Origin of the sequence: Acinetobacter oleivorans DR1, from assembly GCF_000196795.1 — a bacterium.
Taxonomy (GTDB): Bacteria; Pseudomonadota; Gammaproteobacteria; order Pseudomonadales; family Moraxellaceae; genus Acinetobacter; species Acinetobacter oleivorans.
Window position 1 is genome coordinate 1400948 of the sequence record NC_014259.1, and the last position, 18448, is coordinate 1419395.

An 18448-nucleotide genomic window follows, 5' to 3' on the forward strand; every position below is an offset into this window, starting at 1 on the left:
TGGTAAATAAGCTTTATTAGAATAAAAAAGTTGTTTCTATTTTATAGCTTTCATAATAACGAACTTAGTCATAAAATCATTTCGCTTCTAAGTGAAAGGATTAACGTGTGACCGAGCTTCAAGATATCGATTTTGTAGAGTTAAGTGATGAAGAAATGCATCTCTATAGCCGTCAGATTTTACTTGATGGATGGGATATTGAAGCTCAGGAAAAACTCAAACTTGCTAATGTGCTAATTGTAGGTGCTGGTGGAATAGGCTGTAGCAGTGCAGAGCTACTTGCGCGAGCAGGGGTTGGGAAAATTACACTGATTGATGCAGATATTATTGAGATAAGTAATTTACAGCGTCAAATTGCATTTGGTCATGAAGATATCGGACGTTATAAAGCAGAAATTTTGGCTAAACGTTTACAGAAAATTAACCCTTATATCTGTGTCGAATACTATAACGAACGTTTAGATGAACATAACATTGATAGACTGGTTGAACACCAAGATGTGGTTTTAGATGGATGTGATAATTTTACAACCCGCTATTTGGTAAATGCAGCTTGTAAGAAGCATCAGGTCGCACTAATTAGTGCTTCAGCAATTGGTTTTCAGGCACAAATGTTTATGGTTGAAGGAGATTCAGCTTGCTATGAATGTCTTTTTCCGAAAGAACAACATACTAATGAAGGCCTTCGCTGTGCAGAGTCAGGGGTGCTTGCGACTACTCCTGTAATGATAGCGTCATTACAAGCACATCACACATTGCTGTATTTAGGTTTAAATCGTACACCTTTAAAGCAGAAACTATTATTGTGGGATGGTTTAAATATGACACAACGTATTGTTAGTTTTGATAAAGATGTAAATTGTCCACTTTGTCAGGCAAGCTAATCAGTAAATGAAACAAAATTTGCTACACTCAACCTGAATGATTTGGTTTTGAAGAAATATGAAAAAAAATATTTTGTTTGATGGGTTACGTTCCGTCGCCCGCATTGGTGAAACAGCAGTGGTTGCGGCCAAAGCTGGAATTAAATACGCAACTGAAAAACCAAGTAATGCCAAACTCATGCGAGAGACTTTTGAGTCGCTTGGCTCAACTTATATTAAGCTTGGTCAGTTTATTGCGAGTACACCATCGCTTTTCCCGCGAGAATATGTAGAAGAATTTCAAGGTTGTTTAGACCAGACACCAACACTCCCATTTAGTTATATTCAAGGTGTGCTTGCATCTGAATTTGAAGGGCGTGATTTAAGCCAAATTTTTAGCTATATCGATGAAAAACCATTAGCTTCTGCTTCAATTGCTCAGGTTCATGCAGCTAAGCTGACCACAGGTGAAGATGTTGTTATTAAAGTACAAAAGCCTGGCGTTGAAACCATTTTATATACAGACTTAAGTGTGGTGCATTGGGCTGCCAAGCTACTTGAACGTGCAGTACCAAAAATCAAATTTGCTGCTCTTTCCGAAATTGTTGATGAAATTAAAACCCGTATGGTGCGTGAAGTCGATTTCATTGAAGAAGCCCAGAACTTAGATGACTTTATTGAATATCTGAATATTTCACAAAACAAAGCTGCGACTGCACCCAAAGTTTATCATCAGTTTTCTACACGTCGTGTATTAACTATGCAACGCCTATACGGTGTGTCTTTGACGGACTTTAGTGTTGTAAAGCAATATGCTAAAGATCCATCGCAAGTACTGATTACTGCCATGAATACATGGTTCGGTAGCCTCATGCTATGTAAGAGTTTCCATGCGGATTTACATGCTGGAAACCTAATGTTGCTTGAAGATGGTCGAATTGGTTTTATCGATTTTGGTATTGTGGGGCAGTTAAAGCCAGAAGTCTGGACAGCATGTATGGCCTTTATGGATGCATTGCAAAAAACTGATTATCAGGCAATGGCTGAAAACATGCTGAAAATGGGTATGACTCATAACAAAGTTGATGTTGATGTATTGGCACAAGATTTAGAGCGCTTATTTAATGGCGTATTAATGTCTGATCCTCAACAAATTCTCGCTTCAAATCCAGCCGATTTAAACGATATCATGATGGATATGGTAGGGGTTGGAGAGCGCCACGGGATTAAATTCCCACGTGATTTTGCTTTATTATTTAAGCAAATGCTTTATTTCGATCGTTTTATGCGCGTACTCGCACCATATACTGATATTTATGCAGACCAACGTTTGAAAATGGTTCAAAATATGGAACCTGCTTCGTTGTTAAAGCACTAAGGTCAGTTTAAATTTATGGATGCCATTATTATTGAAGGCTTGAAGGTTGAGACAGTGATTGGCTGTTTCAACTGGGAAAGACAAATTATTCAACCTTTAATGTTGGATTTAACCATCCATAATGATTTGAGCCGAGCAGCAGAGTCTGACAAACTTGAGGACACACTCAACTATGCCCAAATTTGTGAGTTATCGGCTCAAACCATTCAACAAGCTAAACCTGAATTAATTGAACATGCAGCACATCTTGTTTTGAAATGTTTATTTGAAACCTTTCCAACAATTGAAAAAATTACCATAACCATCCGTAAGCCCGCCATCATTGCAGAAGCTAATGCTGTAGGAATTCGTCTTGAACGCACCAGAAACAATTTTTGCGCTCGCCCTAGCGAGTAATTTAGACGCAGATCAGCACTTTACTTTTGCGTATACGCAATTAGCAACTTTGGGGAAAGTGCAGTTTTCATCTGTTTATCAAATTCCATGCCGAGATGGTATTGGAGATGATTATTGGAATTCAGCATGTATATTAAAAAGCACTTTATCGTGTGACCAAATTGAATCTTTTTTAAAGAAACTTGAGTTAGATTCGGGGCGAGTTCGTCCATCGCATCATATTTCTTTAGATGTAGATTTGATTGCATGGGGAAGTGATCTGGACCATATGCAATTTAATTCTAAAAAATTACCTTTAGCGCTTGATGTAAAAATTCCTTTAAATGAACTTTGGCCTTATGAAACATTAAAGGCTGATAGCACGCTTTATCCAGTCGTTAATTTTAAAGTTTAAAGGCTTTCAAACTAGATTTTACGCAAACTTTACGCGGTCTTTAATTTCCTCAATAGAGAATTTACGGGCATTTTATCCATACTGAAATTCACTAAATTAGTGTTATTTCAGGACAATAAAGATGCTTATAAATTCTCAAATGCGCATCTTGCATCAGTCTAGCATTGTCTTATGCGGACTTAAAACAAATGATATTTCTTCATCTCTCCTTATTTCCAGTTTGGCAAATCAAGCCAAGGGGTATAGAGGAGAATAACCATGTTAGAACTTATACTTGTTTTATTTATTGCTATTTTTCTAGCATGGTGCCTCGGAAAATATCTATCCAAAGTGATGACAAATCAGCCAATGTGGGGTGATGGATTATTTCGCTGGATTGAAAATCCTGTTTATCGCTTGTTAGGTATATCTCCACAACAACAAATGAACTGGAAACAATATTCTCTAGCATTTGTTGTTAGCTGTGTTGTTCTAGCTGTAGCCGTTTTTGCTATTTTTATGACGCAAGCATGGCTACCATTAAATCCAAATCATGCACCAAATATGAGTTGGGATTTAGCATTACACACGGTTATTTCATTTTTAACTAATACCAATCAACAGCATTATTCTGGTCAAGCTCAGTTATCTTATTTGTCGCAAATGACAGGTATTGTGGGCTTGCAAGTCATTACTCCAATGATGGGGCTGGCTTTGGTGGTCGCGACCTTAAGAGCTTTCTTTTATCAACGTCCTAACCATATTGCAGCAGATGTTGCCGAGCAGCCAGATCAAATTTTAATTGGTAATTATTGGGCAGATGTAATTCGCCCTACAGTCCGATTCTTACTTCCGCTCTGTTTTGTCTGGTCTTTATTGCTCAACAGCCAAGGCGTACCAGCGACTTTCCAAGGCGGGCCAGAAGTACAGCTGATTGATAAAGCCAATACAGTTCAAACCCAAAAAATTCCTTTAGGGCCAGTTGCACCAATGGTAGCGATTAAGCAATTGGGTAGTAATGGTGGTGGTTGGTATGGTCCAAATAGTAGTGTGCCTTTAGAAAATCCAACACCACTTTCTAATTTATTAGAAATGATTGCGATATTACTTATTCCACTTACCGTGATTTTTATGGTGGGACATTTTACCCAGCGTAAAAAGTTTGCTTACTTTGTGTTTGGTAGCATGCTTTTCATGTCGATTATTTCAGGTGCAGCGGCTGTCTGGTCTGAGAGTATGTCATCGACAGCATCTCAACTTGCCGTAATGGAAGGTAAAGAACAACGATTTGGACCAGCCGCATCAGCAGTTTGGGCAGCGATCACTACGCAGGTGAATAACGGTTCGGTCAATATGATGCATGATTCTTCTGCGCCGCTTACTGGGCTGGTTGAACTCATCAACATGTTGATTAATGCGATTTGGGGTGGTGTGGGCTGTGGTCTACAACAGTTTATGATTTATCTATTACTTGCAGTATTTATTGCAGGTTTAATGACAGGCCGTACCCCTGAATTGTTTGGGCGCAAGATTGAAGCAGCAGAAATTAAATTGCTCGCGATTATTATCTTGATTCAACCTTTAGTCATTCTTGCATTCACCGCATTAAGCCTCAGCGTTCCAGGCATATCTGGAATTAGTAATCCGGGACTACATGGTATTAGCCAAGTGTTCTACGAATATGTTTCTGCATTTGCCAACAATGGTTCAGGTTTTGAAGGTCTTGGAGACAACACTGTATGGTGGAATGTCACTTGTAGTATCGCTCTACTGTTAGGACGTTTTCCGACCTTAATTTTGCCATTAATGATTGCGACACGTTTAGCAGCAAAAAGAAAAGCACCCGAAACAGCAGGTAGTCTTCAAGTTGAAACTCCAACCTTTGCTTTAACGCTGATTACGATTGTTGTGTTGCTTACCTTATTACAATTTATGCCAGTTCTTGTCCTTGGGCCAATTGCCGATCAACTTTTGTTGGTTAAAGGCTAAGGAGGCGAGTGAAAATGAATACACAAACTCATGTAAATAGCCATAAACAAACCATGGCAGTGCCAAATTTTGAAGTTTGGAAAAATGCATTTGTGAAACTGCTACCGCAGCATGCAATTAAAAATCCTGTGATGGCAATTGTATGGCTTGGAACAGTAGTTACAGGCATTAGTACAATCTTGGGTTACACCACGCTGTTATTTGGTTTAGTGGTTACAGCAATTCTGTTTATTACCATTTTATTTGCTAACTATGCTGAAGCAGTTGCAGAGGCCAGAGGTCGTGGACAGGCATCTTCATTACGTGCAGCAAGAGAAAATTTAACGGCTCGAAGACTCAACTCTTTGACAGACCGTCAAACCACTCAAATTGCAGCTACTGAACTTCATTTAAATGATTTCATTGAAGTACATGCAGGTGAGCTTGTTCCTGCCGACGGTGAGATTGTAGAAGGCTTTGCCACTATTAATGAATCAGCTGTTACAGGTGAGTCAGCACCCGTGCTACGTGAAGCTGGAACAGACCGTTCAGGTGTTATTGGCGGAACCAAAGTTCTTACAGATCGTATTGTTGTGCAAGTGACTGCTGAATCTGGTCAAAGTTTCTTAGACCGTATGATTGCTTTGGTTGAAGGCTCAAATCGCCAAAAAACACCGAATGAGATTGCACTTGGCTTCTTGTTAATGGTGATGACAATCACGTTTTTAATTGTCGTGATTAGCTTGCCATTTATTGCCAAGTATTTGCATATTGAACTTGATCCAGTCGTGCTCGTAGCGCTGTTGGTCTGCTTGATTCCAACAACCATTGGTGGCTTGTTACCTGCGATTGGTATTGCGGGGATGAACCGTGCACTCAAAGCCAATGTTTTGGCGAAATCGGGGAAAGCGGTCGAAGTTGCGGGTGACATTGATGTGCTTTTACTCGATAAAACAGGAACCATTACCTATGGTGACCGTCAAGCGACTTCTTTTTATCCTTTAACTTCGGTAACCGAGTCTGAGTTGAGAGCTGCTGCTTGGGTAAGTTCACTTGCCGACCCAACACCAGAAGGGAAATCTATTGTTAAGTTAGCAAAAGAGCAAGGCTTAAAACAGCAAGAACCTGAGCAAGCCGAATTTATTTCTTTTAGTGCTTCGACTCGAATTTCCGGTGTGAATTTACCGAATGGTGAGCAAATTCGTAAAGGAGCTTTAGATGCGATCTTGAAGTTTGTAGATGAAGATTATTTGCAAGATTTAGAGTTGAAAGCACGTGTTGAGCAAGTTGCTAAAAAAGGGGCAACACCATTGGTTGTCGCAAATCAACATCATGTATTGGGCGTAATTGAACTCTCAGATGTAATTAAACACGGCATTAAAGAGCGTTTTGCTCGTTTAAGAGAAATGGGTATTAAAACCGTTATGGTCACAGGTGATAACCCATTAACTGCCGCCGCGATCGCTGCTGAAGCTGGTGTAGATGATTATATTGCCGAAGCAAAACCAGAAGATAAATTGACTTGTATTCGTACTGAACAACAACAAGGTCGTTTAGTTGCGATGGTCGGTGACGGAACCAACGATGCACCAGCACTAGCACAAGCCGATATTGGCTTAGCCATGAACTCAGGTACACAAGCTGCAAAAGAAGCTGGCAATATGGTCGATTTAGACTCTGACCCAACCAAACTACTCGCTGTGGTTGAGATTGGGAAACAGCAGCTGATTACCCGTGGTGCTTTAACAACATTTTCGTTAGCAAACGACGTCTCTAAATACTTTGCCATCTTGCCTGCATTGTTCGCTGCTGCGATTCCACAAATGCAAGTATTGAATGTAATGCACTTAGCAAGTCCAAGTAGTGCGATTTTATCTGCATTAATTTTTAACGCGATTATTATCCCGTTATTAATTCCAATTGCACTCCGAGGCGTGAAATTTAAACCTTCAACTGCAACTCAGTTACTACGTCGAAATATGTTGATTTATGGGGTGGGCGGTGTGGTTCTACCATTCATTGCCATTAAAGCGATTGATGTAGTGATTGTTCAATTATTTGGTTTGTAATCTGGAGTTTGAAATGAAAACTTATGCACAAAATTCAGAAGCAAATTTGGGTCAGACCTTAAGAGCATCTTTGGGATTATTAATTTTTACTCTGGTGGGTTGTGGCGCTGTTTATAGTGCGATTGCTACAGGCGCGGGACAGGTTTTATTCAACAATCAAGCCAATGGCAGTTTGATTGAAATAGATCATAAGGTTTTAGGGTCAAAATTAGTCGCTCAGCCATTTGTTGGAGAGGCTTATTTTCATCCACGTCCTTCGGCAGTCGCTTATGATCCGATGGCTATGGCAGGTACAAATTTAGCTCGTACTAATCCTGAACTACAGCAACAAATTGATGCTCAGATTCTTGCGGTGAAAAAACAAGATCACATAGGTAATGCACCGATTCCAAGTGATTTGGTGACTAAATCAGGGAGCGGTATCGATCCGCATATTAGTCCTGAATCTGCTCAGTTACAGGTTGCTCGAGTGGCTCAAGCTCGTCATTTAGACCCTAAGATTGTGGAAGAGCTTTTGCAAAAGCATATTGAACCGAAGCAGTTTGGTGTATTGGGGCAAGCTCGTGTTAATGTATTAGAACTCAATATTGCTTTAGATCAATTACAATCTACACATTAACTTAAAAATAAAGTTGTTAGTTTACCGGATGATATCAAGTGCAAAGCAATCGCGAAAATCAGGCTGAGGCCTTATTAAATCATGTCAACAGATATCAAGCCGGTCGACTAACGGTCTTTTTAGGTGCGGCACCGGGTGTTGGAAAAACCTATGCCATGCTTGCCCGCGCCAAAGAGTTATTTCAACAGGGCACAGATGTTGTTGTGGGGATAGTTGAAACCCATGGAAGAATAGAAACTCTAAAAATTTTGGAAGGCTTACCTGAAATTGCTAGAAAGGAAATGCAATATCAGGGTCATACATTAGAAGAAATGGACTTGGATGCTATTCTGCTTCGGCATCCAGAAATTGTTTTAGTCGATGAGTTGGCTCATCGCAACGTCCCAAATAGTCGTCATGAACGACGTTGGCAAGATGTCAATGAATTGCTAGACGCAGGTATTGATGTATTTACGACCATTAATATTCAGCATTTAGAAAGCCTAAATGATGTGGTCTACCAGATTACGGGGATTCGAGTAAATGAAACGGTACCAGATCGGGTATTTGATCGTATTCGAGACATTCGCTTAATTGATTTACCCGTCAGTGAGCTCATTGAAAGGCTCCACCAAGGAAAAGTCTATGTGCCAGAGCAAGCAAATCTGGCATTGCAAGGCTTTTTTAGCATTTCAAATTTAACAGCATTACGTGAACTTGCAATGCAATGCGTTGCTGAGCATGTCGATTCAGATTTAAAAGAGAGCTATGCCTCTAAGGGTTTGAAGTCTATCTCGCTGCAAAATGAACTGATGATTGCGATAGACGGACAAGGTTCTTCTGAATATTTAGTCCGAGCAGGTTGTCGATTAGCAGAGCGTAATGGTGCTACATGGACGGTAGTGAATGTTGCTAAAAGTCTGGACTTTGGTCAGAGTTCAGCAAATTCATATAAAAAAGAATATATTGAGATCGATCGTGCGTTTGAATTGGCTCGGCAACTCGGTGGTCGCACAGAGGTTTTATATGGCCATCGAGTTGCGTCAGTATTAATGGATGCCGCCGTTGATCGAGGTATTTCCAATCTAGTCATTGGTAAAAGTATTTCGCCGTGGTGGTTAAAGTTATTTAAGAAAAATTTAGCACAGCAATTATTAAATCAAGAAAACTCGATTGCTTTAACCATTTTGCACCCAGAACAGGGTACCAAAAAAATCAATCAGATTGAAAAGCCATCATTTTTATCATTAAAAGAAAGTATTTTTGTTCTAGCGGTTACATGTGCAAGTATTTTTATAGCTCACTTTGCCGAAGTTCTCTTAGGTATTGAAGATTTTTCTGTCATTTTTATTATTTCAGTTTTAATTGTAGCAACGAAAACTAGAATGCTTGCTGCGGTAGTAGCCGCTCTTATTTGTTTCTTGGCCTATAATTTTTTCTTTATTGCCCCACGTTTTACCTTACAAATTTCAGCACACCAAGGTGTAGTTACCGTTGTAGCTTTTTTTGCGGCAGCTTTAATCGCTGGGCGTTTGGCCTCTCAATTACGTCAGCAGGTTTTATCTTTAAAAGCTGCAAATGCTTACACTACGGTAATGCAAGACTTAGCACGTAAACTTTCTAGTGCAGTAAATCTTGAAGAAGTTATGCAAACAGGTCGTATGACTTTAGAAACCCAACTTCAAACGAAGGTGTGGATTTCTATTCAAGAGAGAGTCATTTCATCTGATATAGAGCTAAGCGATAAAGAAAAAGTTGCGGCAGATTGGTGCTTAAAACATCAACAACCGTGCGGACGTTTTACCGATACACTCAGCCAGTCGAATTGGTGGTTTTTACCACTTTTAGAGCAAAAAAATAGCCTAGGTATAGTGGGAATTTATTTTAAGGATGATGTGGTTTCTCTAAATTTTGAGCAAAAGAAACTGACGGAAAGTGTAATTGAGTATATTGCACAAGCAGCACTGAGAACTCAATTGGTCAATGAACTTGAACAAGCAAAAGTCACCAGTGAAACAGAGCGATTACGTTCTGCTTTATTATCTTCGGTATCGCATGATTTACGTTCACCGCTTGCTTCTATTATTGGTGCAGCAGACACACTCGCCCATTTTAAAGCTGATATGTCAGAACAAGACCAACAGGATTTACTCGAAACCATTCATTTAGAAGGCGAACGCTTAGATCGTTATATTCAAAACCTACTTGATATGACACGTTTGGGGCATGAAGGTCTATCTTTAAAAAGAGACTGGATTGGTGTGGATGAATTAATTGGTTCTGCAACCCGCCGTTTAAAGCGCTATAAACCAGATACTCAAGTGTCGGTTGAATTACCTGAACAAGCGATTAGTTTATATGTACACCCAGCACTGGTAGAGCAAGCCATTTTTAATGTTTTAGAAAATGCCGCAAACTTTTCACCTCCAGATGAACCAGTCATGATTCGTGCTCAACTTTCATCAGAAGATGAAGTAAAAATAGAAATTGAAGATAAAGGTGCTGGAATCCCTGAAGACGAAAGAAACCGCATTTTTGATATGTTTTACACCATGGAGCGCGGAGACCGTGGAAAATTTGGTACAGGTTTAGGGCTTACAATTGTAAAAGCGATTATTGGTGCTCATATGGGTACAATAGAAGCATTTTCAGGGCGCCAAAATAAAGGTACTTTAATTCAAATCAGATTACCCATTCATCCAGTAAAAGAATAAGTTGTAAAGTCATGATAACTTCAGAAACATCTCCTGTAGAAACACGTATTGTGATTATTGATGATGAGCCGCAAATCCGTAAATTTTTAGACATCGCCTTAAGAACACAAAAATACAAAACCACGCTCTGTGAGACCGGTTACAAAGGCCTAGAAACTTTGGCGACCCAAGGTGCTGACTTGGTTATTCTTGACCTAGGCTTACCCGATTTAGACGGGAAAGAAGTACTCCAAGAATTACGTAGCTGGTCGAATGTGCCTGTTATTGTGTTATCTGTACGTGCCGATGAATATGAAAAAGTTGCTCTGCTCGATGCTGGCGCAAATGATTACATGACCAAGCCTTTTAGTGTGCAAGAGCTTTTGGCGCGCATACGTGTCATTTTAAGAAACCAACCGATTCAGCAAGAAGCACATATTTATGACGATGGCTACCTTAAAGTCGATGTCACGCAACGTTTAGTTTGGGTTGAGCAACAGCCAATTACTTTAACTCGAAAAGAATTTCAACTTTTGACACTATTAATGCGCTATCAAGGACAGCTTTTAACACAGCCACAGCTTTTAAAAGAACTTTGGGGGCCAACTCATCAGGAAGATACTCACTATTTACGTATTTTGGTGGGTAAGTTACGTAGTAAACTGGGGGATAACGCGATTCAACCACGCTATATTGCTACTGAACCTGGTGTTGGATTGCGTTTTTTAGCTCAACAGAAAAATCATTAATGAGATATAAAAAAACCTTAGGGTATTTCTCCCTAAGGGTTTGCAAAGTGATTTATAGTTTTTTAGCTTTTTTTATTTATATATCCCAATGTTGTTCTGCCTCAGTCATTTGGCTGTAAATATTTTGATATTCAGCTTGTTTCACTGTGTACCAATGCTCGACAAAGTCAGCGCCTAAATATCCTTTTAAAATAAGACTTCCTTTAAATATTTTTAAGGCTTCTGGTTGGTTGTTGGCTAATAAAATATGCTCGTCTTGAAATTTTAAAAGATGTGCAGGTTTTGGCAGTGGTAACTTGTGAGATAAGCCATAAGACACACCAGCTAAAATAGTCGCTGCAACCAGATAGGGGTTACAGTCGGCTCCAGAAACACGATATTCTAAACGTTGATTTTGTACATCTGAGCATGGAATGCGAATTGCGACATTACGGTTATTGGTATCCCAATTGGCTTCTAATGGCACATGATGACCAATTTTAAAACGTCTATAAGAATTAATATTAGGCGCTAAAATCGCCATGGATGCAGGCATTAACTCAATGAGTCCACTAATCGCGTTTAGTAATTTGACGGAAAGCTTATCTTTTTCTTCTTCTGAGCTAAATATATTTTCATGGTATTGATTAAGCAGACTCATATGAAAATGCATGCCACTGCCAGCCTTTGCTAAGTTAGGCTTTGCCATGAAACAGGCAGTTAAGTCATGCTTTCTTGCGACTTGCTTTACAATTCTTTTTAAAGCATTAATTTGATCGCAGAGCTTTAAAATATCATGGCTATGTTGGAGGTTTAATTCATATTGTCCAGGTGATGACTCCGCAACAATAGCGGTAATTTCAATAGATTGAAGTAGGGCTGCTTTCTCAACTTCATCTAGAACTTGTTGATAGTTATTCGGTGCATCTATATCAAAACATTGGTTTTCTAAATATGCTTCAGACTGATGCTGAGGTGAGAAAAGATAAAACTCTAGTTCGGCAGCCATAACAGGAAAATAATTGGTAGCATGTAACTGATTTAATAATTTTTTTAATATATTACGTGGTTCATAATGACAATCTGAACCATCTTCTTCTTGCATTGATAGGAAAAGTTGAGCATTCAATTCAGGAGATAATGCACTTGGTTGCAAGCTGCCTAAAATGGGCAAGCAAAGTCTGTCTGGTTCACCAATATATTTTCCTAAACCTGTCTCTTCAATCACTTTTCCATCAAGGCTCATAGCATACACAGAAAGTGGAAAATAACATCCATTAGAGAGATTCTTTAAACTTTTAACATCAATCCGTTTCCCTCGAATATGTCCGTTTAAGTCGTGCAGACAAATATCAATGTGTTGGGTATGAGGATATAAATTTAAATAATCATCAACCTCTTTTAAAAAAAGCTCGGAATTGAAAATATGAGGTTGTGTTGGAGGAATAAAATCATCTGATATTTTAAATGCCTTAAAGTGAGGATTTTGTAAGTTTAAACTTGGGTAAATATGCGTACTCATTATAAAAAAACCTTGGTGGTTATTTAGCTAAAATCCTACCTTAGCCTTGGAAGTTAATCGCGTAAAAAAAGAGTAAAATGATTAAACAGTAATTTATGAATGGTTTTAGTTTTTATTTTAATAATCATAAACTTGTAATTAAATTTTGAGGTAATTATTTTAAGTAAAATTAGTGTATAAAGGTCGTTTAAGAGCGAGTAAATTTCTGCGAATTTGATTTTTTTAATTAAATAATATTAAGAATTATGACCTTTCAATTTGGTGAGAGGGTCAAACTGATTTAAACTTAAGGCTTATCCAGTGAGGCACTTATTTTTGAAGTCTTGAATAGAGCAGGACCTTTTAGGGTGTTTACTGGAATTTTATTTTTGCGTTTTTTTTAATTTATTTTTTGAGTTCTCTTAATATGAAAAATATCGGTTTAGCCATTCTAGCAATCAGCCTTTCAGGTTGTGCTGCAATGAGCGTAGAAGAATGTAAGACTGCGAATTGGTCATTAGTGGGTGAGAAAGATGGTTCAAAAGGTTCGTCGCCACGTTTAGATCAATATTACAAAGCATGTGGAAAAGCCAATATTGTTCCAGATCAAAAGTCATATGAACGTGGGTATAAAGAAGGTTTAGGGTATTATTGTCAGCCAACAAATATTTTTTATAGTGCTTTAGAAGGTAGTGGCAATATCAATGTGTGCCCAGTCGAGCAGCGTAATCGTTTAAGACCGTATTATCAGGCAGCTTCCGACTACTATAATGCAAAAAATGAATATGATCGTTATGACGAAAAGTTTAAGCAATATTCTGACAGTGCTTATAACGAAAAATTAAAGCCAGAAGAGCGTGAACGTTATCGTAAGCTTTTAAGAGAATTACAAAATGATCGTGACCGTATTAATCGAAACTATTGGAACTCAATTCGAGATATCGAGCGTTTTAAATACGATCACGGCTTAAAATAATATTTTAAAAAGGATTGATCCAATTCGGATCAATCCTTTGTTTTTTAAAGGTAATAACTAGTTTTTGTCATTAGCTTTGAAATCGCAGTCATCGTAATTTTTACTGCATATGGTAATTCAACACCACCTGCTTCAAGCGCTGTATGGCGATGATGTAATTCATCTTCATTCATTTGCTCTAAAATTTTACGAGAACGATCATCTTGAGCAGGTAACTGGTTTAAATGATCTTGTAAATGAAGGCTCACTTGGCGTTCGGTTTCGGCCACAAAACCTAAGCTATATTTGTCACCCGCAATACCAGCAAGTGCGCCCATGCCATACGAAAGCCCATACCAAATTGGGTTTAATAAACTGGTATGACTATTTAGCTCTTTTAAACGAACTTCACACCACGCTAAATGATCTTGTTCTTCAATTGCTGCTTGTTGCATTTCTTTGCGTACATTTGGCAATTTCGCCGTTAATGCTTGTCCATGATAAAGGGCTTGTGCGCATACTTCACCACTATGGTTAACACGCATTAAACCTGCGACATGGCGAGCATCTTCTACTCCTAGTTTTGCTTCAACCGATTCGGCCGGATTTTGGCGCTGTGCTGCGGTTGCACCCGGAACAAGACTACGTAATGCTTGATCAAAAGAGTTAATGAGCTGATCAATTCCAGTATAGTGGCGCATAAATTAGTCCTCCAAAGAAAGATGTGCTGTGGCAAGCATTGGTTTTAGACGGGCTAGAAGCCAAATACTAAAGATTGCACTAAGTACAGCTGTAATAATAAATAGTATTTTAATATCAATTTTTAAAACACTTAAGATTAAGATTGAAAAAATTGCAGATGAAACCATAAAAACGGCATTTAAAATATTGTTTGCTGCTACAACACGAGCACGATGTGAACGTGGTGAATAAGCCTGCATCATGGCATATAAAGGAACAATATAAAAACCACCGCTAATCCCAAGTAAAGTCACCGCTAACATGACGTGATAGTAAACCCAACCTTGGGTAAAAATATCTTTTAACGTGAGTAATGCGCCAGTTCTTTCGGGTACAAAAGCTAAACTGGCAGCAAGGTAAAGCGCAAAAAGGGTAAGGCCAATCGCACCAATTGGTACCATTTTAATATTAATTTCTGAACCACCAATTTTACGGCAAAGAAGAGACCCGACGCCAATACCGACTGAAAAGAAAGTCAGCAGAAGGCTAACGACATTTTCTGATGCATGCAGATTTTGTTGGGTAAGCTGTGGAATTTGCGTTAAATAAGTAGCGCCATAAAACCAATACCATGAGTTACCTAACAAAATGGTGAACACTAAAGGTAAGCTTTTAGCATATTTAATCGTTTGAAAACTTGTGCGAAGAAAATTCCAATCAATCTTTAAATCGGGAGCAGCAACTTTCTGTGGCAAGATGAAGCGACTACATAAATAGCCAATACAAGCAATAATTACAACAGTAAGACTAATCCACAATAAGTTCCCATGCGATGATGCAATTACAGCACCACCTAAAATCATCCCGAATAAAATTGCCATTGAAGTGCCTGACTGAAACAGAGCATTACCAGACATTAATTCTTGCGGTTTTAAAATTTCAGGCAAAATTGCGTACTTGATAGGACCAAAGAATGTTGAATGTGTCCCCATCAAAAATAAGGCAAAAAGAAGCAACCATAAGTGTCCCAACAGGAAACCAGCAGTACCAATGAGCATAATAATAATTTCTAAAACTTTTATGCCACGGACGAGCTGTGAGCGCTCATATTTATCTGCAATTTGTCCAGCAGTTGCCGAAAAAAAGAAATAGGGCAAAATAAACAAGAGAGCTGCTAAATTATTGAGAGTACTTACAGGGGCAGATTGCTGCTGAATCAAGCCATAAGTAATCACTAATAATAAAGCCTGCTTAAAAACGTTATCATTTAATGCGCCAAAAAACTGGGTAAAAAACATCGGTACGAACCGACGTGATGTCATCAGGTGCTCATCTTGTTTCATCATGTGCAAACTTCATTGTGTTTTATAAAAAAATGTGACCGATTGTTAATTTGCATCGAAAACCATGTATGATATTTTTAACGCTTGATTAAATGAAAAATCAATGGTTTTGAGTGAGTTTTACACTTACCTTGGTGCGTTTTATTAAAAAATAAGTCTAGAGTTTTCTATGCCTTCTAAAATTAAGTTTAAACAGTCAACTCTCTCTCATTCTATGCATTTAATTTTAAAAATGCAGGGGATTCCTAAACTTATTTGTAGCAGCTTGTTGTTCACAGTTTGTGTAACACAAAGTTTTGCTCAAACTTCAGTTGATAGTGACACTTCAACTTTAAATCAAACGGTGTCTGATGCGTCAACTGAACAATCAGTTCCAGTGAGTCAGCAAACAACTGCTCCAATAACAGACATTGCTACACTTGTGACTCAAGCGCAGCAACAACAAGATAGCTTGGCTATATTGCAACAACAAGAACAATTTCCAAATCAAATTGACGAATTTAAGCCAATTACGCTTGATAATCTTGATGATTTACCGGACATGCCTGTTGATCAAAACATGGCAAACGAGATTTATAAAGTCGCTGAAGAAGCTAAAAGTGAGGCGCAAAACTTCCAAAATGGTACTCAGAAGCTACCCGAAGTTACAGTCAGTGATGCAACTCAATCTGAATTAAATGAGATTAATCAAGCGCCTGTAAATATTGATCAGCTTATGCAAGAGATTAAATCTGATAGTCAGATTGTAGTCGAAGCCAATGAAACTGGAAAAACTTTACCTGAGTTAACTCCGGAGGCTGAGCAGCCACCTGAGCAAGCTGGTTTCTTTAAACGTATTTTAAATAAAGTGCGCCCACCACGTGCAATTCCGATGGAGCAAGTGCCGCGTATTAGTGCAGATGTGGAGGGTGCTTCAGATGCACTGGCTAAAAATATTAAAGGGAAATTATCAACCTTCACCCAAGAATCATTCGAAGATTTTAATGCGGCTTTACCTCAGCTCAGAACATTAAGTAATCAGGCAGCTCAAGCGGTTGGTTATTATAATGCTGAGTTTAAATTTGAAAAATTAAGTCCGAGCCGAGTTCGCGTTAAGGTTACCCCAAATGAACCAGTGCGAATTAATGAGCAAAATATCGAATTTACTGGTGCTGGTGAAAAACGCCCCCAGTTTCAGGTTATTCGCTTAATTCCTGATCAGGATGTTGGGGATATATTTAACCATGGTTTATATGAAACCACGAAAACCAGAATTGTTAACGCAGCCACTGATAACGGTTATTTTGATGCTTATTGGCGGTTGCATGATGTGAAAGTGAGTCAGCCCGAAAACAAGGCTGATATCAATTTGCGCTACGAAACAGGTGAGCGCTATAAATTAGATAAGGTTGAGTTTCGCATGAGCGATCCATCGAAACCGTTGCCTTTGAATCAAAATATTTTAGAAAGTATGGCCCCTTGGAAAGAGGGTGATGACTATGCATTTTGGCGTGTAAATACTTTAGCAAATAACCTAACTAACTCTCGTTATTTTAACTACACCTTAGTTGATAGCATCAAGCCCGATCCAATTGAAAAACCACTTGAACTACCACCAGATTTGCAAGCTTTAGTCGATGAGCAAAATATCGATGTTGATGAATCTAATTTACTTTCACCTGAAGAAAGGCAACTTGCTAAAGCACGTCAATTAGCCACATCTAATAAAGAAGTTACACAAAACGTAGTAGATGAAAAACAGTTTGCTGGAACACAAAAAGTAAAAGAGGGAGAACCTCAAACAGCAATGTTGCAAAGTGCTCCAAGTCAGCAAGATGATAAAGAAACTGAACAAGATCGTTTACAAGCTCAAGCACGTGAAACGAAAAGAATTCCAGTTATTGTGACTTTAAATGCAGATAAGCTAAATAGTTTAGAAACGGGTATTGGTTATGGGACCGATACAGGTGCACGTTTACGTAGTCAGTATCGCCGCTCTATTGTGAACAAATATGGTCATTCTTTTGATGCCAACTTAGAAGTCTCACAAATTCGTCAATCTATTGATGGCCGATATAGTATTCCCTATAAGCATCCGTTAAATGACTATTTTAACATCGTGGGCGGTTATGAGCGTGAAACTCGTGATGACATTGGTCCAGATGTAAGTTTGCTTACTGAATCCGCTGTTGTTGGTGGCGAGCGAATAATTAAGCGTCCACTAGGGAACTGGCAACATACTTTTGGTGTCCGCTACCGTTTAGACCGTTTAACCCAACAGGGTAATGTTGATATTTCTGAGCTACCAGACGCATTTAAAACTGCGGCATCAGAGCAAGAAGCGTTATTATTTAGTTATGAAACCTCTAAAACTTCAAGTAATACAAGGTTAAACCCAACGAAAGCTTTTAAACAAACTTATAAATTAGAATTAGGTAGTGAGAGTTTACTGTCCGATGCCAATATGGCTATTGCAAGTGCAGGTTGGAGGTTTATTTATTCTCTTGGTGAAAATGATGATCATCAATTCGTTGGAAGATCTGACCTTAGCTACATTTTTACCGACGATTTTGACAAAGTTCCGTACAATCTTCGATTCTTTACTGGTGGTGACCAGACAATTCGTGGTTTTGACTATAAGAGTCTTTCTCCAGAAGTAGATGGATATAAAATTGGGGGGCAAGCTTTGGCTGTAGGTTCTTTAGAATATAACTATCAGTTTAAAGACGGTTGGCGAGCCGCTGTTTTCTCAGACTTTGGTAATGCCTATGATAAAGACTTTAATAATCCAGCAGCTTATAGCGTTGGGGTTGGAATTCGCTGGAAGTCTCCAATCGGACCAATCCGTTTAGATGTCGCATCGGGTATTTCAGATGAAAACCATCCGATTCGTTTACATTTCTTTATAGGCCCACAACTTTAA

14 protein-coding genes are annotated in these 18448 nt (G+C 38.7%); 11 read left to right on the forward strand and 3 right to left on the reverse strand.

Annotated features, from left to right (window positions below; translation table 11 throughout):
* Nucleotides 1-107: 107 nt before the first annotated feature.
* The 9 genes from AOLE_RS06570 to AOLE_RS06610 all read left to right on the forward strand — a co-directional run bounded on the left by AOLE_RS06570 (nucleotide 108) and on the right by AOLE_RS06610 (nucleotide 11087).
* Nucleotides 108-884, forward strand: coding sequence for a HesA/MoeB/ThiF family protein (locus AOLE_RS06570; protein ID WP_013197350.1), 777 nt, complete (start codon nucleotides 108-110; stop codon nucleotides 882-884).
* A gap of 58 nt (nucleotides 885-942) precedes the next feature.
* On the forward strand, nucleotides 943-2241 hold the full coding sequence (locus AOLE_RS06575) for an ABC1 kinase family protein (RefSeq protein WP_013197351.1): 1299 nt from the start codon (nucleotides 943-945) through the stop codon (nucleotides 2239-2241).
* A gap of 15 nt (nucleotides 2242-2256) precedes the next feature.
* Nucleotides 2257-2637, forward strand: a complete 381-nt coding sequence (gene folB, locus AOLE_RS06580; RefSeq protein ID WP_004791498.1) for a dihydroneopterin aldolase — start codon at nucleotides 2257-2259, stop codon at nucleotides 2635-2637.
* Nucleotides 2594-3031, forward strand: a complete 438-nt coding sequence (locus AOLE_RS06585; protein WP_013197352.1) for a 2-amino-4-hydroxy-6-hydroxymethyldihydropteridine diphosphokinase — start codon at nucleotides 2594-2596, stop codon at nucleotides 3029-3031. Before folB ends, AOLE_RS06585 begins: the two co-directional genes overlap by 44 nt.
* A gap of 258 nt (nucleotides 3032-3289) precedes the next feature.
* On the forward strand, nucleotides 3290-4999 hold the full coding sequence (gene kdpA, locus AOLE_RS06590) for a potassium-transporting ATPase subunit KdpA (RefSeq protein ID WP_013197353.1): 1710 nt from the start codon (nucleotides 3290-3292) through the stop codon (nucleotides 4997-4999).
* 8 nt (nucleotides 5000-5007) lie between these two features.
* Nucleotides 5008-7047 carry a potassium-transporting ATPase subunit KdpB gene (gene kdpB, locus AOLE_RS06595; protein WP_081399124.1) on the forward strand — a complete coding sequence of 680 codons (2040 nt, stop codon included), beginning with the start codon at nucleotides 5008-5010 and terminating at the stop codon, nucleotides 7045-7047.
* A gap of 13 nt (nucleotides 7048-7060) precedes the next feature.
* Nucleotides 7061-7666, forward strand: coding sequence for a potassium-transporting ATPase subunit KdpC (gene kdpC, locus AOLE_RS06600; protein ID WP_013197355.1), 606 nt, complete (start codon nucleotides 7061-7063; stop codon nucleotides 7664-7666).
* Nucleotides 7667-7704: 38 nt separating this feature from the next.
* Nucleotides 7705-10359 (forward strand): sensor histidine kinase, encoded by a 2655-nt coding sequence (locus AOLE_RS06605; protein ID WP_013197356.1) that lies wholly within the window; start codon nucleotides 7705-7707, stop codon nucleotides 10357-10359.
* An 11-nt stretch (nucleotides 10360-10370) separates the two neighbouring features.
* The gene (locus AOLE_RS06610) at nucleotides 10371-11087 is read left to right on the forward strand and encodes a response regulator (protein WP_013197357.1); all 717 of its coding nucleotides are present in this window, start codon (nucleotides 10371-10373) and stop codon (nucleotides 11085-11087) included.
* A 76-nt stretch (nucleotides 11088-11163) separates the two neighbouring features.
* Here the strand turns inward: AOLE_RS06610 and AOLE_RS06615 are convergent, their stop codons facing one another.
* A complete protein-coding gene (locus tag AOLE_RS06615; protein ID WP_013197358.1) occupies nucleotides 11164-12588 on the reverse strand; it encodes a glutamine synthetase family protein in 1425 nt (474 codons plus the stop codon).
* 406 nt (nucleotides 12589-12994) lie between these two features.
* Here AOLE_RS06615 and AOLE_RS06620 point away from each other — a divergent pair, with 406 nt between their 5' ends.
* Complete coding sequence (locus AOLE_RS06620) at nucleotides 12995-13543, forward strand: DUF2799 domain-containing protein (RefSeq protein ID WP_004791516.1); 549 nt, start codon at nucleotides 12995-12997, stop codon at nucleotides 13541-13543.
* A 44-nt stretch (nucleotides 13544-13587) separates the two neighbouring features.
* On the opposite strand, the gene coq7 is transcribed toward AOLE_RS06620, so the two are convergent.
* Both coq7 and AOLE_RS06630 read right to left on the reverse strand, forming a co-directional pair.
* Nucleotides 13588-14223: a 2-polyprenyl-3-methyl-6-methoxy-1,4-benzoquinone monooxygenase gene (gene coq7, locus AOLE_RS06625; RefSeq protein ID WP_004791519.1), complete on the reverse strand. Its 636-nt coding sequence runs from the start codon at nucleotides 14221-14223 to the stop codon at nucleotides 13588-13590.
* Nucleotides 14224-14226: 3 nt separating this feature from the next.
* A complete protein-coding gene (locus tag AOLE_RS06630) occupies nucleotides 14227-15549 on the reverse strand; it encodes an MFS transporter (protein ID WP_013197359.1) in 1323 nt (440 codons plus the stop codon).
* 166 nt (nucleotides 15550-15715) lie between these two features.
* On the opposite strand from AOLE_RS06630, the gene AOLE_RS06635 reads away from it, so the two are divergent.
* Nucleotides 15716-18448, forward strand: coding sequence for an autotransporter assembly complex protein TamA (locus AOLE_RS06635; RefSeq protein ID WP_013197360.1), 2733 nt, complete (start codon nucleotides 15716-15718; stop codon nucleotides 18446-18448).

Coding starts and splice junctions, on each gene's coding strand:
- AOLE_RS06610 (WP_013197357.1), top strand. CDS start 10,371: ATGATAACTTCAGAAACATCTCCTGTAGAAACACGTATTGTGATTATT.
- folB (WP_004791498.1), top strand. CDS start 2,257: ATGGATGCCATTATTATTGAAGGCTTGAAGGTTGAGACAGTGATTGGC.
- AOLE_RS06575 (WP_013197351.1), top strand. CDS start 943: ATGAAAAAAAATATTTTGTTTGATGGGTTACGTTCCGTCGCCCGCATT.
- AOLE_RS06615 (WP_013197358.1), bottom strand. CDS start 12,588: ATGAGTACGCATATTTACCCAAGTTTAAACTTACAAAATCCTCACTTT.
- AOLE_RS06620 (WP_004791516.1), top strand. CDS start 12,995: ATGAAAAATATCGGTTTAGCCATTCTAGCAATCAGCCTTTCAGGTTGT.
- AOLE_RS06635 (WP_013197360.1), top strand. CDS start 15,716: ATGCCTTCTAAAATTAAGTTTAAACAGTCAACTCTCTCTCATTCTATG.
- kdpA (WP_013197353.1), top strand. CDS start 3,290: ATGTTAGAACTTATACTTGTTTTATTTATTGCTATTTTTCTAGCATGG.
- AOLE_RS06630 (WP_013197359.1), bottom strand. CDS start 15,549: ATGATGAAACAAGATGAGCACCTGATGACATCACGTCGGTTCGTACCG.
- coq7 (WP_004791519.1), bottom strand. CDS start 14,223: ATGCGCCACTATACTGGAATTGATCAGCTCATTAACTCTTTTGATCAA.
- kdpC (WP_013197355.1), top strand. CDS start 7,061: ATGAAAACTTATGCACAAAATTCAGAAGCAAATTTGGGTCAGACCTTA.